Annotated in this window: 21 protein-coding genes; 12 read left to right on the top strand and 9 right to left on the bottom strand. The window is 36.6% G+C overall.

Annotated features, from left to right (window positions below; genetic code table 11):
- Positions 1 to 413: 413 nt before the first annotated feature.
- Positions 414 to 1,262, top strand: coding sequence for a hypothetical protein (locus tag IW16_RS21025; protein WP_034749252.1), 849 nt, complete (start codon positions 414 to 416; stop codon positions 1,260 to 1,262).
- A gap of 68 nt (positions 1,263 to 1,330) precedes the next feature.
- Here IW16_RS21025 and gap read toward each other — a convergent pair whose 3' ends face one another.
- From gap to IW16_RS21005, 4 genes are all read right to left on the bottom strand, one after another.
- A complete protein-coding gene (gene gap / locus IW16_RS21020) occupies positions 1,331 to 2,335 on the bottom strand; it encodes a type I glyceraldehyde-3-phosphate dehydrogenase (protein ID WP_034749250.1) in 1,005 nt (334 codons plus the stop codon).
- Between the two features lie 31 nt (positions 2,336 to 2,366).
- On the bottom strand, positions 2,367 to 3,353 hold the full coding sequence (pfkA, locus tag IW16_RS21015; RefSeq protein ID WP_034749248.1) for a 6-phosphofructokinase: 987 nt from the start codon (positions 3,351 to 3,353) through the stop codon (positions 2,367 to 2,369).
- An 83-nt stretch (positions 3,354 to 3,436) separates the two neighbouring features.
- Entirely contained in the window at positions 3,437 to 4,309 is an 873-nt protein-coding gene (locus tag IW16_RS21010) for a DUF4846 domain-containing protein (protein ID WP_034749246.1), read from the bottom strand.
- A gap of 32 nt (positions 4,310 to 4,341) precedes the next feature.
- On the bottom strand, positions 4,342 to 4,683 hold the full coding sequence (locus IW16_RS21005; RefSeq protein ID WP_034749244.1) for a winged helix-turn-helix transcriptional regulator: 342 nt from the start codon (positions 4,681 to 4,683) through the stop codon (positions 4,342 to 4,344).
- A gap of 95 nt (positions 4,684 to 4,778) precedes the next feature.
- Here IW16_RS21005 and IW16_RS21000 point away from each other — a divergent pair, with 95 nt between their 5' ends.
- Together IW16_RS21000 and IW16_RS20995 are read left to right on the top strand one after the other, a co-directional pair.
- Positions 4,779 to 5,417: a peroxiredoxin-like family protein gene (locus tag IW16_RS21000; RefSeq protein WP_034749243.1), complete on the top strand. Its 639-nt coding sequence runs from the start codon at positions 4,779 to 4,781 to the stop codon at positions 5,415 to 5,417.
- Entirely contained in the window at positions 5,414 to 6,214 is an 801-nt protein-coding gene (locus IW16_RS20995) for a DNA alkylation repair protein (RefSeq protein WP_034749242.1), read from the top strand. The genes IW16_RS21000 and IW16_RS20995 overlap by 4 nt, the downstream gene beginning before the upstream one ends.
- A 379-nt stretch (positions 6,215 to 6,593) precedes the next feature.
- On the opposite strand, the gene IW16_RS20990 is transcribed toward IW16_RS20995, so the two are convergent.
- Positions 6,594 to 7,352, bottom strand: a complete 759-nt coding sequence (locus IW16_RS20990) for a TIGR03915 family putative DNA repair protein (protein ID WP_034749748.1) — start codon at positions 7,350 to 7,352, stop codon at positions 6,594 to 6,596.
- 100 nt (positions 7,353 to 7,452) lie between these two features.
- The gene (locus IW16_RS20985; RefSeq protein ID WP_034749240.1) at positions 7,453 to 8,322 is read right to left on the bottom strand and encodes a pirin family protein; all 870 of its coding nucleotides are present in this window, start codon (positions 8,320 to 8,322) and stop codon (positions 7,453 to 7,455) included.
- Positions 8,323 to 8,416: 94 nt separating this feature from the next.
- Between IW16_RS20985 and IW16_RS20980 the strand changes: the two genes are divergently transcribed.
- Positions 8,417 to 8,755 (top strand): winged helix-turn-helix transcriptional regulator, encoded by a 339-nt coding sequence (locus tag IW16_RS20980; protein WP_034749237.1) that lies wholly within the window; start codon positions 8,417 to 8,419, stop codon positions 8,753 to 8,755.
- A gap of 44 nt (positions 8,756 to 8,799) precedes the next feature.
- Here IW16_RS20980 and IW16_RS20975 read toward each other — a convergent pair whose 3' ends face one another.
- Positions 8,800 to 10,059 (bottom strand): putative DNA modification/repair radical SAM protein, encoded by a 1,260-nt coding sequence (locus tag IW16_RS20975; protein ID WP_034749234.1) that lies wholly within the window; start codon positions 10,057 to 10,059, stop codon positions 8,800 to 8,802.
- A 143-nt stretch (positions 10,060 to 10,202) separates the two neighbouring features.
- On the opposite strand from IW16_RS20975, the gene IW16_RS20970 reads away from it, so the two are divergent.
- From IW16_RS20970 to sucC, 7 genes are all read left to right on the top strand, one after another.
- Positions 10,203 to 11,531, top strand: a complete 1,329-nt coding sequence (locus tag IW16_RS20970) for a hydroxymethylglutaryl-CoA reductase, degradative (RefSeq protein WP_034749233.1) — start codon at positions 10,203 to 10,205, stop codon at positions 11,529 to 11,531.
- A 167-nt stretch (positions 11,532 to 11,698) separates the two neighbouring features.
- The gene (locus tag IW16_RS20965) at positions 11,699 to 12,778 is read left to right on the top strand and encodes a hypothetical protein (protein ID WP_034749232.1); all 1,080 of its coding nucleotides are present in this window, start codon (positions 11,699 to 11,701) and stop codon (positions 12,776 to 12,778) included.
- A gap of 1 nt (position 12,779) precedes the next feature.
- Positions 12,780 to 13,166 (top strand): DUF423 domain-containing protein, encoded by a 387-nt coding sequence (locus tag IW16_RS20960; RefSeq protein WP_034749230.1) that lies wholly within the window; start codon positions 12,780 to 12,782, stop codon positions 13,164 to 13,166.
- 67 nt (positions 13,167 to 13,233) lie between these two features.
- Entirely contained in the window at positions 13,234 to 13,920 is a 687-nt protein-coding gene (locus IW16_RS20955) for a hypothetical protein (protein WP_034749228.1), read from the top strand.
- 57 nt (positions 13,921 to 13,977) lie between these two features.
- Complete coding sequence (locus tag IW16_RS20950) at positions 13,978 to 15,255, top strand: chloride channel protein (protein WP_034749226.1); 1,278 nt, start codon at positions 13,978 to 13,980, stop codon at positions 15,253 to 15,255.
- A gap of 123 nt (positions 15,256 to 15,378) precedes the next feature.
- On the top strand, positions 15,379 to 16,254 hold the full coding sequence (locus IW16_RS20945) for a hypothetical protein (protein ID WP_084694599.1): 876 nt from the start codon (positions 15,379 to 15,381) through the stop codon (positions 16,252 to 16,254).
- Between the two features lie 124 nt (positions 16,255 to 16,378).
- Positions 16,379 to 17,569, top strand: coding sequence for an ADP-forming succinate--CoA ligase subunit beta (sucC, locus tag IW16_RS20940; protein WP_034749225.1), 1,191 nt, complete (start codon positions 16,379 to 16,381; stop codon positions 17,567 to 17,569).
- Between the two features lie 218 nt (positions 17,570 to 17,787).
- Here the strand turns inward: sucC and IW16_RS20935 are convergent, their stop codons facing one another.
- On the bottom strand, positions 17,788 to 18,672 hold the full coding sequence (locus IW16_RS20935; protein ID WP_034749224.1) for a mechanosensitive ion channel family protein: 885 nt from the start codon (positions 18,670 to 18,672) through the stop codon (positions 17,788 to 17,790).
- A 94-nt stretch (positions 18,673 to 18,766) separates the two neighbouring features.
- Here IW16_RS20935 and IW16_RS20930 point away from each other — a divergent pair, with 94 nt between their 5' ends.
- Positions 18,767 to 19,402, top strand: a complete 636-nt coding sequence (locus IW16_RS20930) for a peroxiredoxin (protein WP_034749222.1) — start codon at positions 18,767 to 18,769, stop codon at positions 19,400 to 19,402.
- Between the two features lie 98 nt (positions 19,403 to 19,500).
- Here the strand turns inward: IW16_RS20930 and IW16_RS20925 are convergent, their stop codons facing one another.
- Positions 19,501 to 20,094 carry a hypothetical protein gene (locus tag IW16_RS20925; protein WP_034749220.1) on the bottom strand — a complete coding sequence of 198 codons (594 nt, stop codon included), beginning with the start codon at positions 20,092 to 20,094 and terminating at the stop codon, positions 19,501 to 19,503.
- Positions 20,095 to 20,160 lie beyond the last annotated feature (66 nt).

Here is a 20,160-nt window from a genome sequence, read left to right as displayed (position 1 = left end):
TAAAATAACTAAAATACTTACAAAATACCACAAAAGGGGGATTTTTTTACTTTGATAAAATTCTAAACTTTGTAATAACTAATAACCATGGCAGCTCAATTTATTCTGTCCCGTTTTGTTTAATAATTAAATTTTTTCTGTAATCTATTTTTAATCAGAAAATATTGATCGTCAGACTATTGATGGACCGTTATAAGAACGGTTTTACCATACGCTAATAATGAATGTTATAAAAACAGTTTACTCTTTTCTTTTTTAGTTGTTTGAAAATGATAAACTAATAGCCTCTCGTTGCTGGGAGGCTTTTTCCTTTTTAGATACGTCTTATTTTTTTATTCTGATGTTCAAAATCACCCAAAAGGGTTATTTACTTGTATTCCTGGAATTCCAAACTTTGTATAAAACTAATAGCCATGAAAACAATTGTATTTTTATTTTTCCTGTTTTGGGCGGGAATGGTCTTAGGACAGGATCAAAAATCCTTTAAAGAAAGAAATAGTGTCGCTTTAGACTGTTTTGTATATACAGCAGCGAAGAAAAAAACTGATTCTGTTGTTAGAAAAAATATCAAATACAGCGCTAATAGGCAGATTATTTCTTTCGAAGAAGATACTTTAAAAAAGCAGCCTGAAGAAAGATCATTTGTTACATTAAACGAATCTGAGACAGGAATTGATGCTGGCAGTATAATTACTGCAAATTTAAAAGTTGTAGACAAGAAAATAATGATTTATCCGTGGTACTTTAATTACAACTCTAAAACCAACAAGTTTTTTGATGAAAATGACGTATATATAAAAATGAAGGATCGTGTGAATTACGGTTTCCCTTATAGATCTATACAAGTTGGACTAATCACTTTACCCGTTAAATGGTACATGGATAGTAAGATAGGAAACATTGAAACGAGTTTGAATGCCATGATTAATGTGGGATATAAATTTGGAAATTCAAGATTTGTAAAACTTCCAAATGAAGAGAAACCAAGAGAGTATAAGACCGGATTTTCTGTAAATGGATTGGCTGGTATTTCTAAAATTGAATTAGATGAAAACAATACTTCATTGTCTCAGAATGGTATTGCTAAAGGTAATGTGGCTGCAATCTCATTGGGTGGCTCACTGGGGTATCATTATAATGATTTTACACTAATGATTGCTTTAGGGTTTGATTTGCCAACAAGCAACAGGAAGAATTGGAATTTTAATGGGGTTCCCTGGCTTGGATTAGGGATAGGATATAATTTCTTGAAATTTAATTAACCGGTACCGTATAAACAAAAAACCTTCCCACTGGGAAGGTTTTTTTATAGCGTATAGCGTATTACTTATTATAAAGAAGCAGAATGGATAAGCATATCTACCAATTTGTTTGAGTAACCCATTTCGTTGTCATACCAAGAAACAAGTTTTACAAAGTTTGGAGAAAGCATGATACCAGCGTCTTTGTCGAAGATAGAAGTTCTCTTATCTCCTACGAAATCCTGAGAAACTACTGCATCTTCAGTATATCCTAAGATTCCTTTTAATTCGCCTTCAGAAGCAGCTTTAATAGCAGCGCAGATCTCATCGTAAGAAGTACCTTTTTCTAATCTTACTGTAAGGTCAACTACAGAAACGTCTACTGTAGGTACTCTGAAAGACATACCTGTTAGTTTTCCGTTTAATGAAGGGATTACTTTTCCTACTGCTTTAGCAGCACCTGTAGAAGAAGGGATGATGTTGTTTAGAGCAGCTCTTCCACCTCTCCAGTCTTTCATTGAAGGACCGTCAACAGTTTTCTGAGTAGCCGTTGTAGCATGTACAGTCGTCATAAGACCTTCTACGATTCCGAAGTTATCGTGGATTACTTTTGCTAAAGGAGCTAAACAGTTGGTTGTACAAGAAGCGTTTGATAAAATTTTGATATCGTCAGTAAGTTCTTTGTGGTTCACACCCATTACGAACATCGGAGTGTCGTCTTTAGATGGAGCAGAAAGGATTACTTTTTTAGCTCCGGCGTTGATGTGAGCCTGAGCAGATTCTTTAGATAAGAAAAGCCCTGTAGATTCTACGATATAGTCAGCACCTACTTCATTCCATTTTAAGTTGTTAGGATCTTTCTCAGCAGTTACTCTGATTCTTTTTCCGTTTACCACAAGGTCGTTCCCTTCAACAGAAACTTCTCCCGGGAAAATACCGTGTACAGAATCATATTTTAACATGTAAGCCATGTATTCTGCGTTGATTAGGTCATTGATTCCTACTACTTCAATGTTATCTCTTTCAGTCATTGCTCTGAAAACAAGACGTCCAATTCTACCAAAACCGTTGATACCTACTTTGATTGTTGACATAATAGTTTGTTTTAGATTTATAAAAAAATAATTAGATTGCTAAAATTTCTGAAATCAGTAAAAGGTCTTTATTGATTTCATTATGTTTTTTAATGGCATCTTCGATCGGTGTATACACCATATCATTGGAACGCATTCCGGCCATTACATTTGTTTTTCCTTCCATTAATCCCACTACGGCACCATAACCCAGTCTGCTGGCCAGAACTCTGTCTGCACAGCTTGGAGAACCTCCTCTCTGGATATGGCCTAAGATCGTTACACGGATATCATAATCAGGGAATTCTTCTTTCGTCAGGTTGGCAAGATCATAGATGCTTCCCTGCTTTTCACCTTCAGCTACTACAACGATACTTGATGCCTTTCCTGTCTTTTCAGCCTTTCTGAAATTAGCAAAAAGTTCATCTCTGCTGTCTTTTTTCTCAGGAATCAGAATGTCCAGGGCACCCGTTGCTAATCCACTGTTTAACGCAATGAAACCTGCATCACGACCCATCACCTCTACAAAGAAAACTCTGTTGTGGGAAGTTGCCGTATCACGAACCTTATCAATGGCTTCCATAGCCGTGTTTAAAGCGGTATCGTATCCGATTGTATTATCTGTTCCGAAAATATCATTGTCAATAGTTCCCGGTACACCGATTACTCTGATACCAAACTCTTCGTAAAAAACTTTTGCTCCGGTGAAAGTTCCGTCTCCTCCGATGCATACCAATGCATCCACACCATGCTTTACACAGTTGTCGTAAGCTTTCTGACGGCCCTCATGAGTTCTGAATTCCACGGATCTGGCGGATTTCAGAATCGTTCCGCCCTGATTGATTATATTTTTTACGGAACGGGGACCCATTTTCAGGAAATCATCATTGATGAGCCCATTATAGCCTTCCCTTACTCCGTAGCATTCAATATTATAATAATTTGCGGTTCTTACTACCGCCCTTAATGCTGCATTCATACCTGGAGAGTCTCCTCCGGAAGTAAGAACTGCAATTTTTTTTACAGCACTCTCTTTCATCTAGTAAAAAATTTCGAACACAAATTTACAAAAACAAGTTCAGATAATGGCAGTAAGTTGATAAGAGTTTTGAATATAAATAATTAAAAGCTCCTAAAATTTGTAGGCTTAAAAAAATACCTGGCAGTTTTCGTTTCAGAAGAATTTACATCAAGACGATACCATGGCGAAATATTTTTATCAAAAGGATTGGAAAGCATATGAATAGATTGCGCTGGAGTGAATCCTTCACTTAATAAAAATAACTTTTCCCCTTTCTTATTTTCACATACTCCTGAAATAAAAACAATATGCCCCGGACTTCCCGGTGTGATCAGGATGTCACCGGTTTTCAGATCTGAAGTTTTTGCGACAGGTTTTGTCTCTTTATTTAAAGATATCGTTCCGGCATAGTTGAAGATCAGATCCAGATACTTTCTGAAATTTTGGTAGGAATCGTCAAAACCTGCTGTTTTCCTGAAGTTGACGGAATTTCCATTGACGAAAGCGCGGATACCACTTTTATAATCATTCCATGAAACCAGATCACCGCTTGTAAAATGGAATTTGATCTCGTCAAACCTTTTGGCTTTATATAAATATTCAGCCCGCAGCCGGATTGCAGCATCCGCGCATTGCTGAAGATCCTTATTCCCTGTATCAATATCAAAAACAGCTTCATGAACATCCTGCGTTGCAATGGGAGTTCCGTCATATGTTAAGATCTGACTTCCGTAAGGTTTCAACCTGAAGTGCTCAATAAAGTACCCAAATGAATTTGGCTGTTCTTCTACCCACACATAGTTTTCAGGGGGTGAAAATCTTTCTTTGATGGTATTTTTATCTTTATTGACCGGAACAGAATGTTCTGAAATCAAAGCCTTGGTTATTTCGATTTTACTGCCTGACACAGATTTATCATTGCTGCATGCTGAAAGTGCAAAGGCAGCAATCAGAATCAAAATAATTTTTTTCATTTGGTTTTTATTTAAATACAAATATCAAAGATTTAAACTTTAGAATCCTCAGGAATTAATAATTTTCCCCAATCATTCAGCTGCCAAAGAATTTTTACCAGCTTTTCACCTAACTCGGTCAGTGTATATTCCACCCTTGGTGGCAGTTCATTAAAAGATTGTTTTGTAAGGATACCGTCCTCTACCATTTCATTAAGCTGTTGGTTGAGAACCCTGCGGTCTACTTTAGCAATACCCCGAAGAAATTCACTCGGACGTTTCTTACCTTCATTAATCTGCCATACAATAGGAATTTTCCATTTTCCACTAATGGTATTCACGGCTACTTCCAACGGACAGATTTTATTTTCTTCAGCTTTCTCCTTTGTTTTCATAAAATTGACTTTTTTATCCCTATGGGTTGAAAATATGCGTTATTGCTTATTCTGATCCGCTTTTAGACCTTTGTAAAAATAATAAAATTTAAAAGATGAATGTTCTGGCTAAGCAGATTGAAGAATTGAATCACACATTGTCTTCACAGCTTCCAAAAGAAGTTTTGCACGTATTTGAAAAATCTATTGAAGATCTGAAAAACCGCAACCTGGAAGAAAGCAGTTGTAAGGTAGGTGATAAAATGCCTGAATTTTCCCTTCCCAATCATAAGGGACAAATGATATCGTCAGCAGAAATTCTTAAAAAAGGAAAAATGATCCTGGCTTTTTACAGAGGAAACTGGTGCCCATACTGTAATCTTGAGTTGAGATCTCTGCAGGAAAATCTCTCAGGAATAAAAAACAAAAATGCTTTTCTGGCAGCCATATCTCCTCAGACTTTAGATCATTCCAGGACAATGGCCGAGACTCATGAACTGGATTTTGATGTTTTGACAGATGCGGATAATACATTGGCTAAAAAGCTGGGAATTGTTTTTCAACTACAGGATTTTTTACTTCCTTATTATCAAAACCTTGGAATTGATCTTGCAGATTTTAATGGGAATGCAGAAAACAGCCTTCCCATTCCTGCAATATTTGTAGTAGACGGGGAGGGGTGTATTATTTTCAGATTTTTAGATGTAAATTACATGAACAGACTGGATGTTGAAGAACTTATTAAAGTATTATGACAGAAAAGAGAAAAGGTGCCCGCTCTATAAAAGATATTCCTGCGGATGTCCTCGAACGCTTAAACCGGGGTGAAATCGAAAGTGTAAATCTCACTGAATGGCTGGCGGTAGATCAAAAACTGTTGCTGGAGCATTTGCTCCAGCAGAATAACCGAACAGAATATTTGAAACCTATTTTAGAAAATGTAGACCAGCTGAAAAAACAAACCGTTAATACCATTAATGAAACTATCGGAATTGGTTTACTTAATCTGTCGGCTAAAAATAATGACGATGAGTTTCTACTTAAACTTTCAGCCCATACGGCAGATCTCGTACGTTGCTGGGCTGCTTATACCATTGGACGAAACAATAATTTGAGTGGTAAAGAAAAATTAGACAGGATTCAGCCATTTGCCTCTGATCCTCATTTTGGAGTGAGGGAAATCTGCTGGATGACGGTACGTCCGGATATCTCCAAAAATCTTGATGAAAGCTTATCTATTTTAGCACGATGGACGATGCATGACAATGAGAACGTGAGACGTTTTGCCAGCGAATCTACAAGGCCGAGAGGAGTTTGGTGTGAGCATATCATTGCTTTAAAGCAAAATCCCGGACTTGGACTGGAAATTCTCGAACCTTTACGATCAGATTCTTCAAGATACGTGCAGGATAGTGTAGGTAACTGGTTGAATGATGCCAGCAAATCACAACCCGAGTTTGTAGTAGAATTATGTGATGAATGGCTTCGGGAAAGTCCGACAAAAGAAACGCAGTATATCGTAAAAAAAGCTTTGCGAACCCTTAAAAAGTAAGAGTTATCCACAAGGAAAGAGTGGTGATGTAATTTTTATTTACCTATATCGCAGATTTTCATGTTTTTAAATGTTTTTTTTAACCCTTTATTCTCCTTGGCTAAGGAATAATTTGCTCAATTTACCACGGAAAATAAGATTGAAAAAGCTTCAATATTAACTGTATATTAACTGAAAAAAGTTATCCACAATGTGAGTTTTTAATTAATGTGAATTATATATATCAAAAAATGAATAGTTTAAATAAGTGGAGCCACAAATAGACCTGAAATTATATTTTTTTTTCGCTAAAATAAAAAGTTATCCACAATATGGAATTATTGATTACAATTTTAAAACTTATTTTTAAAGATCAGCTGTTAAAATTTTTAAGAATCTGCTACGATTTTTCGGTCAGATATTTCCAGTATCTCTTTGGAACATGCTGAATATGGAGTTTTAAATTCTTTCGTTCAACAATATTGGTTTTCGTAAAGTAACGCTGCCAAAGGGTCTGATAGTTCTTTTCCTCGTCATGGAATTTCTGTTGATACTGATGCAGATCTAATTTTTCTTCAGGATAAAAGAACTCACAGTTCTCAAGATCATACAGCAAGCCATAATTTCTTCTCAGGTCATAGATCATCCATTTCTGATCCTGATAACGGTCTTTAAAATGCTTCCGTATTAACGGTAAAACATCAAAATCAGGATCTATTTTCGCAAAAAAGACACCATCCAACATTTTCTCAAAGCGAACAAAAGCGGTCATTCTATGTCTTTCACGATCCACGGATTTACAGATCTTTGAGATTTTTAAAATATCACAATCAGCATAGTTTTGAAGTATATTTTCCTGGGGATGCTGTATAGATTGCTGTATTGCGGATAAGATAATTTTTTCAGACTCAGAATCTTCGGATAAAAACACCTTCAATAGCTGATGGATTCCTGATTTACCAATATTCTGTTCGAGTTTATTTAAAACCCTTTCTGCTTTATCATTCTGTGTAATTACATCATGAATTTCGGCGAACATATTCTCCTGATGAAAACGCCCTTTGCTGATTATTTCAACATCTTTATACCTGTATTCGAAGACTTCGAATACTGCTGTTAAAAGACCGTCAAAACTTCCGTCATAAATCAGCGTGGTCATCATTCTATATATTGGTCATGTAAATGTATTCCATACAAAAATAGACAAAAAGGACGCTCATAAAGAATTGTGAGTGTCCTTTTTTTATAGATTTATTCAGTTATTTTGATTCTTTAAAATACTGGATTTTTTGCGATTCAGGGAGGCTGTTCAGATGTGGCATTTCACCGTGACGGTATTCTCGGTAAAGTCTTGAAATATCTTCTGCGCTATCTGCTACAAATGGCCCATGCTGTACCACGGAAGCATTATGCGGCTGCCCTGCGTACAAGACAAAACGGGCGGTTTCTTCATTGGTATCAAAAATCAACTGGCTGTTTTCATGGGTTGCCGCCTTATTTAGCCATCCGGTTTGTCCGGTTTTGATCGTTTTTCCGGCAATACTAACTGAGCCTTCCAGCATATAAATCAAACCATTATAATCTCCCGGGATTTCCTGAACGATCTGTGCGTTTTTTTCCATTCGGTAATCTATTAAGCTGAAAGGAGTGTAGTCTTTAACAGGAGAGGTAAGCCCGTTGCTTTCGCCACTGTAGATCCTTATTTCATATTGATCCGTGATGATCTTAGGTACATCTTCCAACAGTATTTTTTGGAAAAATGGCTGCGTCCAACGTTTGTCAGGAGGAAGTACAATCCAAACCTGCAGAAAATGTACATTTTTTTCCGTGGAGATTTCTTCTGTATGAATAATTCCTTTCCCTGCAGTCATGATTTCAAGACTGCCTGTTAGCAGGTCTTTTTCGTCACCCTGTAAAACAAGAGTTAATGTTTCAATTCCTGCATGAGGATGAGGTCCGCCTACTGCAGGGCCTCCGGGAAGATTCAGGTCATCATCCATAAATACAATAAACGGATCGGAATTCTCGTAGGGAATATTTTCCAACACATTTAATGCTCTGTGTCCATTTCCTAGGAAACCCTGTCTCCATGAACCCTGTATTACTGATGCTATTGTTCTCTGTATCATTGTAAGTGCTTTTATTTATAAGTCAAATTTCAGAAAAAAAACTCTAAATTTATCATGTGTTACATAAAGGATAGTAGTTACAAAAAGGATACTTATGCATACGAAAGAAACATGCCAGAGATCTATCCGCGCCATTAAAGATACACTGGATGTGGTAGGGGGAAAATGGAAATTAGTCTTAGTGACAGTCTTGATGAGTGGAAAAAGACGGTTTGGAGAATTGTCCCGGGAAGTGGGGATTACACCGCGTATTTTATCTAAAGAATTGCAGGAGCTGGAAATCAATGGTTTGGTGAGCAGAACAGTTCTTGATACCAAGCCTGTTACCGTGGAATATGAATTGACACCCTATAGTAAAAGTCTTCAGGAAGTGTTGACTTCTATGGAAAAATGGGGTGAGGATCATAGAGAAAAGACGATTAGAGAAATGTAATGTGTAAATACTCCAGGTTTGTGGTCAGAATGGTAAGGATATGATCAAAATAAAGTCAACTGCTGCGAAAACTGGTTGTGAAATTTAGATGAACTTCCACCGATGAGCAGTTTTCTTAAATTTTTATCTGTTAAATACCGCAAGTATGCATTTCCTGCATTAAAGTCTATAAAATACTTTGCCCGGTTCACAGCAGCTCCTAGTTTTTTTAAATGATCCATATTCAAAACCTGAAAACGGCGCGCCTGAACGATTTTATGTGCTGTTTTTACTCCAATTCCCGGAATCCTTAAAATCATTTGGTAATCCGCAGTTTGCAGATTAACCGGGAATTGATGCAGATGCCTTAAAGCCCAGCTCAGCTTTGGATCGACTTCTAAATCTAAAAAGGGCATATTGGGGTCGAGAATTTCTTCGGCTTTAAAACCATAAAATCTCATTAACCAATCCGACTGATACAAACGGTTTTCACGAAGCATCGGAACTTCGGTTGTCAAAGAGGGGAGTCTTTTATCTTCCAGAACAGGAACATATCCGGAATAATACACTCTTTTCATATTGAAGTTTTTATAAAAATGGTCAGCAACTTTTATAATCTGCAGATCATTTTCATTGGTAGCACCTACGATCATCTGGGTAGACTGTCCCGCCGGGGCAAATTTCGGAACTTTTCTGAAAATTTTCTTCTCCTCTTTATATTGGTCGATTCCTTTCTGGATATAACGCATAGGATTGATCATATCCTGGCGGTTTTTTTCAGGAGCCAGCAGCTTCAATCCACTTTCTGTAGGAATCTCAATATTGACAGAAAGCCTGTCTGCATACAACGCAGCTTCCTGCATCAGTTCATCACTGGCACCGGGAATAGATTTTAAATGAATGTAGCCATTGAAATTTTCTTCAGTCCTTAATCTTTTTGCAACCCGTACCAGACGTTCCATCGTAGTATCTGCATTTTTGAAAATTCCGGAACTCAGAAACAGACCTTCAATATAATTCCTACGATAAAAATTTATAGTGAGATCCACCACTTCTTCCACCGTAAATGCTGCCCGTTTAATATCATTGGAACTTCTAGATACACAATAAGCACAGTCGAAAATACAATGGTTGGTCAGTAAAATTTTGAGCAGGGAAACACATCGACCATCTTCTGTATAAGTGTGACAGATCCCGCTTACAGAGCTGTCTCCTAAAGCGCCTTTTTTATTTTTTCTCGTACCTCCGCTGGATGAGCAGGAAACATCATATTTCGCCGCATCAGCAAGGATTTCGAGTTTTTCTTTCAGGCGTTCAAAATTCATATTTTTCGCTGGGTGTTACAATTTGTATCAGAACTTTATCCAAAAATAGTTCCAAAATATATAATTATCAACTTTTTTCTATGGAAGTTATCAACAATGGAGACTGACAAAATTACTATCTTTACACCTATTAAATTTATGCTATGGATCATAAACCGGTAGAAGGTTTCTCTAAACTTACAAAACAGGGAAAAATCGATTGGCTTGTAAGCGAATACCTTGAAGGAAAAGAAGAATATCAAAATATATTAAAACAATACTGGAACGAAAATGCTGATCTTCAGAAACTTCATGAAGAGTTTTCTGAAAATACGATCTCCAATTTCTATATGCCCTATGGAATTGCTCCCAATTTCTTAATTGACGGCAAACTATTCGCGCTTCCAATGGCTGTTGAAGAAAGTTCAGTAGTAGCTGCAGCTTCTAAAGCTGCCAAATTCTGGATTGATAAAGGAGGTTTTAAAACCACTATTATTAACAATGAAAAATTAGGACATACCCACTTTATATTTAATGTAGAACCTCATAAACTTTTACATTTCTTTAATTTTAATTTAAAGAAAAAACTGTTTGAAACTACAGAGGCTATCACCTCAAATATGAGAAATAGAGGGGGAGGGATTTTAGATATCAAACTTGTAGACAAAACTGCTGAAATGCCGAATTACTATCAGCTTAAAGCAAGCTTTGATACGGTAGATTCCATGGGTGCGAATTTTATCAATTCATGTCTTGAGCAGTTCGGAAAAACATTAAAGCAGGAGATTGCAACAAGTGAAGATTTTACACAGGAGGAAAAGAACTCACTTCAGATTGTGATGAATATTCTTTCCAACTTTACACCGGACTGTCTGGTAAGAGCTGAGGTTTCATGTAAAATCGAAGATTTAAAAGATGACAGTGGAATTTCCAATGAAGAATTTGCAAGAAAGTTCAAACAGGCAGTTACCATTGCTGAAATAGAACCTTTCCGCGCGACAACTCACAATAAAGGAATTATGAATGGGGTAGATGCAGTAGTAATCGCCACGGGAAATGACTTTAGAGCAACAGAAGCCTGTGCTCATGCCTATGCTGCGAGAGACGGACAATACAGGTCTTTAACGCACTGTACAATAGATAACGGAATTTTCAGATTCTGGATTGATCTTCCGATCTCTGTGGGAGTAGTAGGAGGGCTTACCAATCTGCATCCACTGGTAAAATTCTCACTGGCACTTCTTGGAAAACCTTCTGCACAGGGGCTGATGAGTATTCTTGCTGTTTCCGGCCTTGCCCAAAACTTCGGAGCACTTCGTTCTTTAGTAACCACCGGTATTCAGAAAGGACACATGAAAATGCACTTATTGAATATTTTAAATCAAATGGGTGCTACTGAAGAGGAAAAGCAACATTTTGTAACGTATTTCAAAGATAAAACGGTGAGTCATCATGAAGTTATTAATGAATTTAACAGATTAAGAGCTCAATAATGCTGCAGATCATTTTACCCCTTATATTTATCGCCTTTGGAATTTTTCTGAAGAAAACGACATCGCCAGGATTTAGAAATTCTAAAAAACTGTCCAATGTGTTTATTATACTGGGCATTTCAACCTTGGTTGCAAAAATTATTTTAATCTTTATAAAGTAAGGAATAATGAAAAGGAAAATACTCTTCTTTCTATTGATTTCGGGTTTAAGTTTTTCGCAACAGAAAAATGTGAAGATCAGTGATCTCCAGCCGAAATCTGAAGAAGCTGTATTTCCCGTGATTTCCTATCCACAGAATTCTTTGATCGAAAAGAAGATCAATACTTTTCTGCAGGTCAATGAGCTGGAATATGTACCGGATTCCGGACCCAATCCTTTTAAGAAGGCTTCTTCGGCGACGATAGCCTCTACCAATTATCTCTATTTTTACAGCTGGGAAAAATTAGAAACGCCTAAAAATATTTTAAGCATTAGTATGGAAGGAGAGGCATCAGGAGCTTATCCTGAGGGTTTCTCAAAATCGTATAATTTTGATCTGAGGACAGGAAATTTGATCAATTGTCAGGATCTGTTTAAGCCTGGTGCAGTTAAAACCATTGAAAATATAATCAATCAAAAAGTAAAGAAGAGAGTGGATGACTTTCTTGTTCAATTACGGGCAGAGAAAGATCCGGATGTAGAAGTTCAGGATCAGATTGCGATGTATGAAGACTGCTTTATGGAGCATACCTTAAGGTATATCGAATTTTTTTTTGGAAAGGATCAACTGACTTTTGTGGCCGGAAGATGTTCCAATCATGCAATGAGAGCATTGGATGATCTGGGAAGACACACCATTGAAATTCCTTACAAAGATCTGGAAAAATACTGGAGCCCTTATGCAAAAAATCTTCTTTCGGGTTCTGAAAAACCGGATGCTACTGGTATTCAGTATAAATTGTTTAAAGGTAAAATAGACCATAAATATCCCATTACTGTTTTGATCAGATATCTATATGGAGATCATGATAAAACGTCTTTTTCTGCTGTATACTGGTATGATAAAAATAAGAAACTAATTGAGTGGAACGGGAAGTTGAATGGAAGCCATATCTCAATCACAGAAAATGATTATTATAGTGAGGATACGAATCAATGGATGCCGAAAGCGCTTATAGAAGCGGATATGAAAGGCAGTAAAATGGTGGGAACCTGGCAGGATTACAAAACAAAAAAATATTTAAATCTAGAATTAGAAGAATTATAAAATGAAAACAATTACTTTAATTTTCGGTGCTGCATATGGAATGCTGTCAGTTATTCTGGGAGCTTTTGGCGCGCACGCTTTAAAAAAAATATTGTCTGTTGAAAGACTGGAAAGTTTTGAAACAGGAGTGAGATATCAGATGTATGCTGCATTCTTTTTATTGATTGTAGGATATATCTTAAAATTTGATACCTCATCACAAAAATGGATTTCTATTTTAATGATCGCCGGAACCCTATTGTTTTCTTTCAGTATTTATTTCCTGAGTTTACAGGATTATCTGGGAGCCAACTTGAAATTTTTAGGACCCATTACTCCTCTTGGAGGTCTCTTTATGATTTTAAGCTGGGGAATGCTGATCTGGTATTTCGCCAAAACAAAAATATAATCAGTAGTTCAATCTACAAAAAGAAGGCACTCTCGATGATAGACTGTGCCTTCTGAAAAATAAAAAAATGAATAACTGCCTTACCCTGTTTTTTATTACGCTCATCACTTTTTTTCTAAGCATTCAAAAGGTAAATGCACAAGGAAAGATGCAATTGCATAATGGAAAAATTTTCACGGAAGTGAAAAATATACAAAAACGTTTTTCGGACAGTACAGGTCGTTATGATTATAAAAAAGATCCCGGTTTATATTCTGAGAAATACAGAGTTTTTTACACCGAAAAATTAAAAAGCCTAAAAAATCTGTATCAGGACATATATGACAAAGATGTGATCATTGGGAAAATCGATAAAAGTATTTTGTTTAAGACGAGTAACGAAATTCAGGCTGAATCCACTGTATCTCCACCAGAAAATACTCCGCAAAATCAGATAAAAAGTAAGTCTGTCGATGTTACCCAAATTGAAAATTATAAACAGCTTGAAGATTTGAAAAAACAGGTGACTGCAAATTTTCCTGTGTATTTGGTAGATGAAATCGGTGAAGGAACCTACAGGTGTAAACTTACCTTCATCATTGATGTGGACGGTAAATTCAAGAATGTACAATACAGCGGTACATCCGGAACCGAATTCAATATCATCAGTGCATTGTTTTTATATGCAATCGGAGGCCTTGAAAAACCCCTGTTTTATGATAAAAAAGCAATTGTGCAGCAATTTTCCCAGCCAATTGTATTAAAGTTTGAATAGACAAAAATACTTTTAAGACAAATGATGATATTCTTTTAATATTTAAAATAAATTAAAATGAAAATCAATAGAAGAAGACGGTTAATAAAAACATTTAATCTTCTGGACCAGCCTATAAGATTCAATCCGTTTGTATTCAGCCGTACTTTTTTCATGTGGGCATTCACCGGTCTTGTAGGTGGAGCAATTGCGGGTGGTTACTGGATTATATTGGAACATTTTACAGAATTTTTAGTGCAGTTTCAGGGATGGATGGTGATTCCTACCATGGCCATTTGTGGATTACTGGCAGGACTTGTAATTCACTTTATCGGAGATCCCGGCGAAATACACCTGATCGTTAATAATATCAGATTTAACAAAGGAAAACTGGATCCAAAAAACAATCCTTCCATGATCCTTTCGTCATTGTTCTGTGTAGCATCCGGAGGAAGTCTTGGTCCGGAGGCACCATTGGTTCAGGTGACTGGATCTACAGGAACCTGGCTTGGGAAAATTTTCAGACTGAAAGGAGAAGAATTACGTTCTCTAAGTATTGCAGGTATGGCTTCAGGCTTTACCGCTTTGTTTGGTGCTCCTCTGGGAGGAAGTCTCTTTTCACTTGAAATTCTGCATCACAGACATGCAGTAGAGTATTATAAAGCCATTATTCCGGCTTTGGTAGCCAGCTGTTTCAGCTATGTGATGTTTGCTTTGATTATTCATTTGGGAATCGGGGCAACGTGGGATTTGAAGGCCTATCATTATTCGGGAGTGTATGATTTTATTTATGCTTTTTTGTTTGGTGTGGTAGCAACGATTTTTGGATGGATCTTTATTTTTGTCGTGAAATTTTTCAAAAAAGTTTTTGAATACAGACCGTTTCCTATCTATGTGAAAACTTTGGCTGGTGGAATTATTTTGGGGATTATTGCCTATAACTTTCCCATGACAAGATATTTCGGTCATCATGAGATCAACCAACTGATTAACGGGAATTTTGCACTGAACTTTTTAATCGTGATTCTGGTCTTTAAAATCATTGCAATTGCTGTTACCGTAACTTCTGGATGGAGGGGAGGTTTCATTATTCCTCTGTTTTTTGTGGGAACAACTTTAGGACTGATTATTCATCAGTTATTTCCTACTGTAGATACTACCTTAGCAATTGTAAGCTGTATGGCTGCCATCAATGCCTGCGTGACAAGGACTCCGATGAGTACTACGATTATTCTGGGAACTTTAACCGGATTTACCTATTTTGTCCCGATTCTTTTTGCCAGTCTGACGGGATATTTCCTGGCTCCTAAAATTCCGTTTATAGGGTCACAGTCTGAAAAATTATCTGAAGAATAAAACAAATTTAACAGATAGATAAAAAAATAAGACTTTTTTACTGGATCTATTTTTTATTGGTTTGTGATCGCTTTTTTATGTTATAGAAAGTCAATTAAAAATTAATCAGCACAAATGAAATTAATGAAAAGAATCCTATTCTTGCTCGGATTCACACCTTGTTTAGCCTTTCCCCAGAAATATTTCTTTCTGGACAGTCTAAAGACCGATTTTAAAGTTGAAACGTATACACTGGATACGTCTGAATTGTATGGAATCAGGAAAAATGTAAATATGTATAATGTTTATCTTAGCCCAAATCATATACTCTTACTTTCAGTACTTCCTGATCTTGATGAGAGCATTCTCCCGGGAACAGATGAGAGAGGACAGAACTGGACTGTCCTGGATTTTGAGAAATTAAGCAAAGAGGATATAATTTCAAAATCAAAAGTAAAAGAAATAGTTTCAGATTGGTTGGTTTCCAATACTCCGGAAAAAAAGAGGCTAGATTTCAAACTGATCAAAAAGGTAAATAACAGGTATTATGTTTCTAAACTTTGTCTGACTGAGTTTTTCAATATTACCTCCCTGAAAGGGCCTTTGGTTTCTTCATACGGAACGCTTAACATATCTGAACAGAAAGTCACGGTAAATGAGGTTGAGAAGAGTTTTAAAGAACAGTTCCCCGGGCGAAAATTCATCATGGATGTAAGAGACTTAGATCGTCTCCGAAATCTTAGTGATCCGTTCTCTTTCAGAAATTATCTGTCTAAAGAATATAGAATTAAGGGAAATACAGCCTATCAGTTCTGGACTTTTGACGGATGGTGGAACATCGACGGATACAATGAGCATAGGGGAATAGATAGACTGGTGTACATGCCTGAAAAAGGAATTGTGGGAGGATCTTATGATTTTTATTTCAGACTTTCCCATAACGGCTTCAGAGTTTCCGATTACAGGTTGTGGGAAAATATTCTTAATGAAAAGGTCATGACGGCAGAGGAGTTAAAATAAGAAGGTTGATTTTTGTCATAATTTGAAATTTGCTTTCAACTTCTCTATGGTAATTCTTTAAATCTAAACTCTTTTTAGTAAATTTGTCAACCTTTAAATTTTAAAATAAAATAATAAAAATAATATGAATCTTCACGAGTATCAATCAAAAGAGATTTTATCAAAGTATGGAGTAGCTATCCAACGTGGTTTCGTAGCGAATAACGTAGATGAGGCTGTAGCAGCTGCTGAAAAATTGACTGCTGAAACCGGAGCGCAGGCTTGGGTTGTAAAAGCACAGATTCACGCAGGTGGTCGTGGTAAAGGTGGGGGTGTTAAGTTTTCTCCAAACATGGATAAACTTAAAGAAAACGCTCAGAATATCATCGGAATGCAGTTGGTAACTCCACAAACTTCTGCTGAAGGTAAAAAAGTACACTCTGTTTTGGTTGCAGAAGATGTTTATTATCCGGGAGAAACTGAAACTAAAGAATTTTATGTTTCTATTCTTTTAGACAGAGCTGAAGGTAAAAATACAATCGTATATTCTACTGAAGGAGGTATGGATATTGAGCACGTTGCTGAAGTAACTCCTCATTTGATCCACAAAGAAATCATTGATCCTGCTTTAGGTCTTCAAGGTTTCCAGGCTAGAAAAATTGCTTTCAACTTAGGTCTTGAAGGAAATGCATTCAAAGAATTCACAAAATTCATTGCTTCTCTTTACAATGCTTATACAGGAATTGATGCTTCTCTTTTCGAAATCAACCCTGTGTTGAAAACTTCTGATAACAAAATTATCGCTGTAGATGCTAAAGTAACTTTGGATGACAACTCATTGTTCCGTCACAAAGACTTAGCTGAATTGAGAGATACAAGAGAAGAAGATCCAATGGATGTTGAAGCTGGTGAAGCTGGTCTTAACTTTGTAAAACTTGACGGTAACGTTGCTTGTATGGTAAACGGAGCTGGTCTTGCAATGGCAACTATGGATATCATCAAATTATCTGGTGGTAACCCAGCTAACTTCCTTGACGTAGGAGGTACTGCAGATGCTCAGAGAGTACAGACTGCTTTCGGAATCATCCTTAGAGATCCTAACGTAAAAGCAATCCTGATCAATATCTTCGGTGGTATCGTAAGATGTGACAGAGTAGCTCAGGGAGTTGTAGATGCTTACAGAGCAATGGGTAGCCTTCCGGTTCCGTTGATCGTAAGATTACAGGGAACTAACGCTGTAGAAGCTAAAAAATTAATTGATGATTCAGGTCTTCCTGTACATTCAGCAATTACTTTGGAAGAAGCTGCAAACAAAGTAAAAGAAGTTTTAGCATAAGCCTGAACTTTTAAATAAATAGAAAGACCGTTCCATTTTTGGAACGGTCTTTTATTTTAACCACGATGTGGAAAATGTCTGTTCTGTGTTATAATTGGTCCGCCCTTGGTTCCAGATCATTCCGTTATCAAACTACACCGGAATGATAGTCTTAATTTAAAGCACTGTAAATAAATAAGAAATAAAAAACCGCCTTTATTAAAGCGGTTACTATTTTTTTATTGATTCTGATTTTCAATGGGAAGAGGTTCGCCATTTGTAATGCTGATGCTCGTAGGCGTTACGAGTTGTATATGGTCAGCATCCAGACGCTCCTTGATCTTCAGATAAGCTTCGCTTTTTAACTGAACCATGCTGGCGCCTACCTTCATCCAGAACTTAGCCTGGAGGTTAAAATTACCCTGTTTAAGATCCGTTAAAATAACTTCTGATGTATCCAGTCGGTCTACACTATCAAGATTCTTAATAACATCCAGCATTCCTTTCTGTGCTTTGCTGATATCTTCATCTGCCGGAATTTCAAAATTTAAAATAATTCTCCGTTGTGGTGAAGCTGTAATATTATAAAAAGGAGCATTAAAAATAACCTGGTTGGGAATATAAGCTTTCTTTCCATCATCCGTAATGAGTTTTGTCGTTAAGAAACCTATTTCCTGAACTGTTCCGGAATGAGCTCCTATTGTGATATAATCTCCTATTTTAAACGCTTTGTCAATACCGATAAGCATTCCCGAAAAGATACTAGAAACCAAATCCTTTAGTGCAACCCCGGCAATAACCCCGGCTACTCCCAAACTTCCGATAAACTTCCAGAGGAATCCACTGAAGCCCATAATTTCCAGTGCAATGAAAGTTCCCATCAGCATGATCAGAAACCTGAATATACTTATTAACGTAACAAGAGAGCTTTCCTTTTGGCTTTTAGGAAAAAATTTATGAAATAGTTTTACAGCACCTATGCTCAGATATTTACTGGTAATAAGAAAAAAAGAAAATACCAAAATCCCGACAATAAGCTTCGGGGTAAGCTCGGCAAACCTCATATACCAGCTTTCCAAAACCCTGTAAATTACGTCTATGTAGCTGTGTCCAATTTTCTCCATGAATAAAATTTTAATTAAAGATATAAATTTTCAACAAAAAATTTGCCAGTTCCAAAAAGTCTACTAAATTTGTAGACTATAAAAGCAGAATATTATGTCAATCAAACTAGGAGATACAGCACCGGACTTTCATGCAGAGACGTCTTTAGGTGATATTAAATTCCATGAATTCTTAGGAAACTCATGGGGAATTTTATTTTCACATCCTGCGGATTATACACCGGTATGCACTACAGAATTAGGGTATACTTCCAAGCTGAAATCAGAGTTTGATAAAAGAGAAACCAAAGTTATTGCTTTAAGTGTGGATGGAGTAGAAGATCATCAGAATTGGATCAAAGATATCAATGAAACCCAACACACCGATGTACAGTTTCCTATTATCGCGGATAAAGACAGAAGAATTTCTGAGCTTTATGATTTTATTCATCCAAACGCATCGGTTACTGCTACCGTCCGTTCTCTGCTGATCATTGATCCTGATAAAAAAGTAAGATTGATCATTACTTATCCGGCTTCTACAGGAAGAAACTTTAATGAGATCCTTAGGGTTCTTGATTCCCTCCAATTGGTTGATTCGCACAAAGTAGCAACTCCCGTCAATTGGGAAACCGGGGACGATGTTATTGTGCCTCCGGCAATTTCTACAGAAGACGCCAGAAAAATATTCCCGAAAGGAGTTACAGAAGTAAAACCGTATCTAAGATATACGCCCCAACCCAATACATGATTTATTTGATTTTTTATAGTTTAGTTTTAATTTGTACGAAAATCGCCCCGAAATTTATTTCGGGGCGATTTCATTTTTTATGAGGTAAGTTGAAATGATTAATTTCTTACATCATTCGCTACTTCCTTAGCTTTTGAAGTAGGTAAGTAAATACTGAATCCTACGTTGAAAGTAATATTTGAATTTAAACCTTCGCTACCGAATCCTGCTCTACCTTTATATTTTACTAAACCTTCAATTCCGATGTTTGGTGTAATAAAATAAGAATACCCAGGACCAGCACCAAAATCTAAACCAGTTGTAGAATCTGCATTTTCTACTGATCTTCCTCCGATACCTACGTTACCTTCTAGGAACCATCTTCCGTGGTGAAGTAAGTTATCAACACCTTTTTCTCCCGGTGATAGATAATAACGACCCAAACCACCTACACCGTAAGTAAATTCTGTAGGGCTTCCATTAGTAACTTTATTAATACCCAAGTCTACATATCCACCCACTGCTACATTATCCTGAATAAAGTAAGCACCTTGTGGCTGTATAGCGATATTATATCCTCCTCCGGTGTTTAAACCAAAATTACTGGAGATTAATTTACTACCTACTAGCCAGTTACCTTTTTGAATCTGAGCATTAGCTGTCGCAGTCAAACCTGTTGCTGCCAATATTCCTGCAAAAATTAGTTTTTTCATAATTTATTATTTTAATAATTAAATGTTATCATTTGTAGGTTAAAGAAAAAACAAGAAATGTGCCAA

Source organism: Chryseobacterium vrystaatense, assembly GCF_000737765.1.
In the GTDB taxonomy this organism is placed as follows: domain Bacteria; phylum Bacteroidota; class Bacteroidia; order Flavobacteriales; family Weeksellaceae; genus Chryseobacterium; species Chryseobacterium vrystaatense.
This window is presented reverse-complemented; position numbering and strand designations above follow the sequence as displayed.

Coding starts and splice junctions, on each gene's coding strand:
- IW16_RS20925 (WP_034749220.1), bottom strand. CDS start 20,094: ATGAAAAAACTAATTTTTGCAGGAATATTGGCAGCAACAGGTTTGACT.
- IW16_RS20965 (WP_034749232.1), top strand. CDS start 11,699: ATGAAAAGGAAAATACTCTTCTTTCTATTGATTTCGGGTTTAAGTTTT.
- IW16_RS20945 (WP_084694599.1), top strand. CDS start 15,379: ATGAAAAGAATCCTATTCTTGCTCGGATTCACACCTTGTTTAGCCTTT.
- IW16_RS20930 (WP_034749222.1), top strand. CDS start 18,767: ATGTCAATCAAACTAGGAGATACAGCACCGGACTTTCATGCAGAGACG.
- pfkA (WP_034749248.1), bottom strand. CDS start 3,353: ATGAAAGAGAGTGCTGTAAAAAAAATTGCAGTTCTTACTTCCGGAGGA.
- IW16_RS20950 (WP_034749226.1), top strand. CDS start 13,978: ATGAAAATCAATAGAAGAAGACGGTTAATAAAAACATTTAATCTTCTG.
- IW16_RS21000 (WP_034749243.1), top strand. CDS start 4,779: ATGAATGTTCTGGCTAAGCAGATTGAAGAATTGAATCACACATTGTCT.
- IW16_RS20955 (WP_034749228.1), top strand. CDS start 13,234: ATGAATAACTGCCTTACCCTGTTTTTTATTACGCTCATCACTTTTTTT.
- IW16_RS20990 (WP_034749748.1), bottom strand. CDS start 7,352: ATGACCACGCTGATTTATGACGGAAGTTTTGACGGTCTTTTAACAGCA.
- IW16_RS20935 (WP_034749224.1), bottom strand. CDS start 18,672: ATGGAGAAAATTGGACACAGCTACATAGACGTAATTTACAGGGTTTTG.
- gap (WP_034749250.1), bottom strand. CDS start 2,335: ATGTCAACAATCAAAGTAGGTATCAACGGTTTTGGTAGAATTGGACGT.
- IW16_RS20970 (WP_034749233.1), top strand. CDS start 10,203: ATGGATCATAAACCGGTAGAAGGTTTCTCTAAACTTACAAAACAGGGA.
- IW16_RS21005 (WP_034749244.1), bottom strand. CDS start 4,683: ATGAAAACAAAGGAGAAAGCTGAAGAAAATAAAATCTGTCCGTTGGAA.
- IW16_RS20995 (WP_034749242.1), top strand. CDS start 5,414: ATGACAGAAAAGAGAAAAGGTGCCCGCTCTATAAAAGATATTCCTGCG.
- IW16_RS20975 (WP_034749234.1), bottom strand. CDS start 10,059: ATGAATTTTGAACGCCTGAAAGAAAAACTCGAAATCCTTGCTGATGCG.
- sucC (WP_034749225.1), top strand. CDS start 16,379: ATGAATCTTCACGAGTATCAATCAAAAGAGATTTTATCAAAGTATGGA.
- IW16_RS20960 (WP_034749230.1), top strand. CDS start 12,780: ATGAAAACAATTACTTTAATTTTCGGTGCTGCATATGGAATGCTGTCA.
- IW16_RS20980 (WP_034749237.1), top strand. CDS start 8,417: ATGCATACGAAAGAAACATGCCAGAGATCTATCCGCGCCATTAAAGAT.
- IW16_RS20985 (WP_034749240.1), bottom strand. CDS start 8,322: ATGATACAGAGAACAATAGCATCAGTAATACAGGGTTCATGGAGACAG.
- IW16_RS21010 (WP_034749246.1), bottom strand. CDS start 4,309: ATGAAAAAAATTATTTTGATTCTGATTGCTGCCTTTGCACTTTCAGCA.
- IW16_RS21025 (WP_034749252.1), top strand. CDS start 414: ATGAAAACAATTGTATTTTTATTTTTCCTGTTTTGGGCGGGAATGGTC.